Origin of the sequence: uncultured Campylobacter sp. (assembly GCF_905373215.1) — a bacterium.
Lineage (GTDB): Bacteria > Campylobacterota > Campylobacteria > Campylobacterales > Campylobacteraceae > Campylobacter_B.
Map to the genome: position 1 here is coordinate 1 of NZ_CAJPRT010000042.1, position 5,545 is coordinate 5,545.

The following is a 5,545-nucleotide window of genomic DNA, read 5'->3' on the forward strand; positions in this document are numbered from 1 at the left end:
CCTTAAATTTTAATCAAATACGGCCGTTTTTTTAAATTTATAGCGCTTTTGAAATTTTAAAATTTTACTCTTGCCGCGACGCTTACATTTTTTAAAATTTAACTCATCTTTAAATTTTAAAATTTCAGCTCTTTGTTTCGCAACTGCCGTCGGTGCTTTTTAAAATTTCGCTTCGCAATTTTTAATCTGCATGCGAACCGCCTTAAGCCATATGCGGGCAAATTTTAAGCCCTGAGCCGCTTTTTAAAATTTCATTTCGTAATTTCGCTACCGCCGCAAAATCACTTCTCTTCAAATCTAATTTGCACCGATTTTTTGTGCGCGCCGAGCCCTTCGGCGTCCGCTAGCGCCATGCACGCGCCTCCGAGCTCGTCTATGGCGCGCTTATTTAGCGCTATGATCGAGCTTCGTTTGATGAAGTTATAAACCCCAAGAGGCGAGAAAAATCGCGCGCTTCCGCCGGTCGGCAGCGTATGGTTAGGGCCTGCGAGGTAATCGCCCATCGCTTCGGGCGTGTAGTGACCCAAAAATATCGCGCCTGCGTGGCGTATGCGCGGAAGCAGCTCGTAGGCGTTCTCGGTCGCGATCTCGAGGTGCTCGACCGCAAGCTCGTTCATCAGCCCCACGCACTCGTTCATATCGCGTGCGATGATGACTGCGCCCTTGTTTTGCACGCTGGCGCGAGCGATCGGCTCGCGCGCGAGCGTAGGCAGCTCGCGCTCGATGTGCTCTGCGACGGCAAGAGCAAATTTTTCATCGTCGCTTATCAAAAAGCTGCTTGCGATCTCGTCGTGCTCGGCTTGGCTGAGCAGATCCACGGCGATGTTGTGCGGATTTGCCGCAGCGTTTGCGATGATGCCCACTTCGCTAGGGCCTGCGATCATATCGATATTTACGTCGCCGAATACGAGCTTTTTAGCGGTCGCTACGAAGATATTCCCGGGTCCCGTGATGACATCGACCTTGCCGATCGTGCGCGTGCCGTATGCCATCGCCGCGATCGCGCTGGCGCCGCCCACCTTGTAGGCCTTTTTGATCCCCAGCACATGCATCGCCGCAAGCAGTAGCTCGTTTACGACGCCGCCCACGGCGGGGGTGCAGACGCTGATATCCTCTACGCCTGCGACGATTGCGGGGATCGCGTTCATCAGAAGCGAGCTCGGATACGCTGCCTTGCCCCCCGGGATATACAGCCCCGCGCGATCTACCGGCGTGATCTTTTGTCCGAGCATCGCGCCGCTTGGATCGAAGCTAAACCAGCTTCTCTCAAGCTGCTTTTCGTGATAGGCGTAGATGCGCTCGTATGCGACTTGTAGCGCGTTTTTTAGCTCTGCGGTTAAGCCTTCATACGCGAGACTCATCTGCTCTTGCGTGATAGCCAGATCGCCCTGCACGCGCCATCTGTCAAATTTCTCAATCTGTTCAGCTAGCGCCTCATCGCCGCGCGCTCTGATCTCCTCGATGATGCCGCTTACGACGGGCATTACCGATCTCATATCTGTCTCGCCGCGGCGCACCAACCTCGCAAATTCCTCTTTGAAATTTGCGTCCGTACTTCTTAAAATTTTCATTTTCGCTCCTTGTAATGCTTGGAATTTTAACGCTTTTTGCTAAATTTCGCCTTTAAGCTCGCGGCGATGTAAATTTACAGCTCGCCAATTTTCAAAAGATTAAGCGAAAATGAAATAAAATAGCCGAAATTTTAAACGGAGCGATGTATGAAAAAGATATTTTTGGCGCTGATCGCCACGGCGGCTTTATCGCTAGCAGAAGCCACAGCTTTGTCATCGACGGAACAAGAGGATCCCGGTATAAGCAAGTTGCGAAGTAAATGCGATAATAACAACACCTTAGCATGCGTAAATCTCGCCATGGCATACTATTCAGGGGATGGTGTGAAGCAGGATTATGAGAAAGCAAAAGAGCTAAATTCTAAAGCCTGTAATTTGGGCGATGGCTGGGGTTGCACTACCTTAGGGGCGTCATACGAATACGGCAAGGGCGCAGAACAAGATTATAAAAAAGCGACCGAACTATATTCTAAGGCCTGCGACTTAAAAAATAGCATAGCTTGCGGCAATCTGGGTGTTTTATACTACTCAGGCAAAGGAGTAAAGCAAGATTACAAAAAAGCAACCGAACTGCTTTCCAAGGCTTGCGATTTGCAAGAAGGTGACGGATGCTACAATCTCGGGCTTTTATATGCCTCGGGTGAAGGCGTAAAGCAGGATTATAAAAAAACGAGCGAGCTATATTCTAAAGCTTGCGATTTAAAACATGGCGAAAGCTGCCATAATCTTGGAATTTTATATGAAAAAGGGGAAGGCGTAAAACAAAGCTACCAAAAAGCGAATGAACTATACTCTAGAGCTTGTGAGTTAGAGCTTGCCCAAAGCTGCTATAATCTCGGGAATTCATATGAAAATGGTAGTGGCACAAAGCAAAACTACAAAAAAGCATATGAGTTATATTCTAAGGCTTGCGATCTAGGATTAGTCAATGGGTGCTACAATATGGGAGTCCTATACTATTCGGGCGAGGGCGTAGAGCGAGATTCTAAAAAAGCAAACGAGCTATTTTCGAAGGCTTGTCGCTTGGAATTTGCCGACGGTTGCTATAATCTTGGGATTTCATATTTCTATGGCAAAGGCGTGGGGCAGGACGCGAATACTGCAAAAAAATATTTAAATAAGGCTTGCACTTTGGGATCCAAAGCCGGTTGTGACGGATATAGAAAGTTAAATGAGCTAGGCTTTTAATTCATTTAAATTTTTAAGCCGCCCGTGGGCCTGCTTAAATTTACGGATTAAATTTAAAGGTCTAAATTTAAACCATATTATCCGCGCGGAGGTACTAAAAGCGCGTCAAAATGCGCGGGCTTAAAATTTAAACCCATTCCGCCGCGGCAGATGCTGCGTAAGCTGTGCGTAAAATTTAGCGAGCCGCCAATTTATGACATTCGTGCTAAAATAAGAAGATACGTTCCGCCGCCGTTGAAATTTCAGATGAGCCGTTAATTCCTTAAGAATTTTGAAATTTTAAGCTCTCTTTTTTGCGGGTTAAAATTTCGAGCGAGCCGCTAATTCGTAGCGTTCGCGTCGAACTGCAAAAATTTCCTAATCTCCTCCATCGCCTCTTTGTTTGAAAGGGTAAATTTTATCTCGATGCGGCGGCTGGCATCCTTGTCCTCGACGCCTCTGCGCATCACGGGCTGCGTGTAGCTGCGACCGCTAGCGATGAGATATTTTTGCAGTCGCTCATCTTTATTCCACGAGTTGATGAAATCCATCACGGCAAACGCCCTATTTTGCGAGAGCTCAAGGTTGTACAAATATCCGCCGTCGCTGTCCGTGTGCCCTTCGATGATTATCTGATCTAAATTTTCGCGAATTTCGTCGTTATTTAAAAGCACGGCGAAATAGCTCTGCAGCGTCGAGCGGAGCGTCTCTTTGGCGTCCTCTTTCAGCTCGCTTGAGCCCTTGTCGAAAAGGATCGACGAGCTTAGCGTCATCGCGCCGCTTTCGTTGTCGATGCGGATCTTGCCACCCAGCTTCTCCTTCAGATCGGCGATGATCTTGACCTTCATTCCGGTTAGGTTGCGGATGCGGTTTTTCGTGACGTTGAGGTCTTGTAAAATTTTATTAAAATCGCTCTCCTTCTGCGTGAGTTGATCGAGTAAAAAGGCGATTTTAAGCTCGTTTTGGCTGATCGTAGCGTTGGCGTCGTCGCGCGCTTTTTGCAGAAGCGAGTTGATGTCTAAATTCTCTTTTTTCAGCTTTTCCGCCATCTCGGTCAGATCTTCGATCTGTATGAAATAGATGGAATTTTGCTTGCGAAGATCGGTGTTTTCGATGTTTAGCTTCTCGAGCTGGTCGCTAAAAATTTTATTCAGCGCTTCAAGCTCGGCGCTTTTTTTCTCCTGGCTTTGAAGGCTTGCTAGAGCGCTTGAAATTTGGCTTTCTTTCTCTTGCAGATTGCTTTGCGTAAGGAAGTATTTGACAATGATGCCGCCTACTAAAAGCACGAAAACAAAAAGCAGTCCTGCCATCAAATCGGCGTACGCAATCCAAAAGGTCTCTTTTTCTTCGTTATTCGTTTTCATCTAAAAGTGCTTTTTCATCGATGCTTGCAAGCGTTTTGCGAAGCTCTTCGATGATGCTTTCATTACTCGTCCGCGCAGCGCCCTCTCCAGCTAAAAGTGCCTTCAAATCCGCGCTTAACCCCTTAAAGCTAGCGTCAATTTTAGCGGCGTAAGCATTCTGTGAACTTGAAATTTCGCCCGCAAACCCGCCTAAGGAGGCATTTAGGCTCTTGATTTGAGCGCTTAATGCATTCGTAACGTTAGCCAGCTCGCCTTGCCCATCCGTTAAAGTCTTAGACTGGCTTAGATACTGCGCGGAAATTCCGTTTTGAATTTCGATTAGGCTTGCAGACACGGACTTAAGCGCAGATAAAATTTGAGCGAAGCTCTTATCTAACTCACCGTGAGCGAGATTTGTCCTTTGGATCATCTCTCCTGCCTTTTCAAGCTCTTCTTGTGTAATCGCCATACTTCGCTTCTCGGCTTCCATCACGCTTTCAAAAGCGCCGATTTTTTCATCGATTAGGCGGTTTAGCCTTTCGGTAAAATTCGTAGAGCTCATCATCGCAAATGAGCGCGAAATTTCAGAATTAGCGTTTAAAATTTCACTCAGATAGCCCTGTGTTATTTCGTCTTTGTTCCAGAAAAAATTTTTAGTAGAATTTTTGTATTTGATTAGCAGGCGCTCATATTTGCTGATGCCTTTTTTCTCAAAATATATCCACCAAAGCGCTAAGAAAATTCCATAGATCGAGACGTAAAATGCCGTACCTACGCCGCCTAGAAGCTGCGCGATCTCGGTTTCGAGCCCATCGATATTGCTTGAGGAAAAGTGTGGCATCGAAATCGCAATCGAGATGAAAGTTCCTAAAATTCCAAGCATCGGAAAGACTGCCGACGCGACGGAAGCGTAGTTTTGATTACGCAGCGAATAGCCGTATTCGTCCACAAAAAGATCAAAGCTGGCATCGGATTTTTTCTTACCACCAATGCTTAGGAGATTGGCGACAATGTAATTTTTCAGCTCGCGCTTGAAATCATCGATATTATTTTGAAAATTTAAGCAACCATATTCTGCATTATGACGAGCTAAAATTAGTGCAATAATAAGCAAAACCGCAAGCATCAGGATCGAGTGCATCTCTACCTTCAGCCCGATAAGCCCCAAATAGCCCAACAAAAACACCACAAAAACCGCGATCGGCAGAGCTGCGATCTTAAAAAAAACGCCCGCTAACGAGCGCTCCTTCGCCTCAGGTAGCGTGATATCGAGCACTTCGTTATTTGAGCGATCCATATTAGTTCCTATTTAGGCAATTTAGATTGTCAAATGCAACCTGCAAACGCGCCACCATACTCTGCTCGCCCGCTCTCAGCCACTTGCGAGGATCGTAGAATTTTTTATTCGGTTTATCCTCGCCTTCCGGATTGCCGATTTGAGCTTGCAAATAGCCGCGATTTTTG

Annotated in this window: 4 protein-coding genes and 1 pseudogene; 1 reads left to right on the forward strand and 4 read right to left on the reverse strand. The window is 46.6% G+C overall.

Going from position 1 to position 5,545, the window contains the following annotated elements; genetic code table 11:
- Positions 1 to 281: 281 nt before the first annotated feature.
- Complete coding sequence (hisD, locus tag QZ176_RS10145) at positions 282 to 1,571, reverse strand: histidinol dehydrogenase (RefSeq protein ID WP_295153329.1); 1,290 nt, start codon at positions 1,569 to 1,571, stop codon at positions 282 to 284.
- A gap of 147 nt (positions 1,572 to 1,718) precedes the next feature.
- Here hisD and QZ176_RS10150 point away from each other — a divergent pair, with 147 nt between their 5' ends.
- A complete protein-coding gene (locus QZ176_RS10150) occupies positions 1,719 to 2,759 on the forward strand; it encodes an SEL1-like repeat protein (protein ID WP_295153331.1) in 1,041 nt (346 codons plus the stop codon).
- Between the two features lie 320 nt (positions 2,760 to 3,079).
- Here QZ176_RS10150 and QZ176_RS10155 read toward each other — a convergent pair whose 3' ends face one another.
- The 3 genes and pseudogenes from QZ176_RS10155 to QZ176_RS10165 form a co-directional block, all read right to left on the reverse strand.
- The gene (locus QZ176_RS10155; RefSeq protein WP_295153333.1) at positions 3,080 to 4,102 is read right to left on the reverse strand and encodes an OmpA family protein; all 1,023 of its coding nucleotides are present in this window, start codon (positions 4,100 to 4,102) and stop codon (positions 3,080 to 3,082) included.
- Positions 4,089 to 5,378: a MotA/TolQ/ExbB proton channel family protein gene (locus QZ176_RS10160; protein WP_295153335.1), complete on the reverse strand. Its 1,290-nt coding sequence runs from the start codon at positions 5,376 to 5,378 to the stop codon at positions 4,089 to 4,091. Before QZ176_RS10160 ends, QZ176_RS10155 begins: the two co-directional genes overlap by 14 nt.
- 1 nt (position 5,379) lies before the next feature.
- Positions 5,380 to 5,545 (reverse strand): annotated as a pseudogene (locus tag QZ176_RS10165) (class II fructose-bisphosphate aldolase); the annotation flags it as partial.

Excerpts from the sequence above, each read along its gene's own strand:
- hisD (WP_295153329.1), bottom strand. The coding sequence starts at position 1,571 with ATGAAAATTTTAAGAAGTACGGACGCAAATTTCAAAGAGGAATTTGCG.
- QZ176_RS10160 (WP_295153335.1), bottom strand. The coding sequence starts at position 5,378 with ATGGATCGCTCAAATAACGAAGTGCTCGATATCACGCTACCTGAGGCG.
- QZ176_RS10150 (WP_295153331.1), top strand. The coding sequence starts at position 1,719 with ATGAAAAAGATATTTTTGGCGCTGATCGCCACGGCGGCTTTATCGCTA.
- QZ176_RS10155 (WP_295153333.1), bottom strand. The coding sequence starts at position 4,102 with ATGAAAACGAATAACGAAGAAAAAGAGACCTTTTGGATTGCGTACGCC.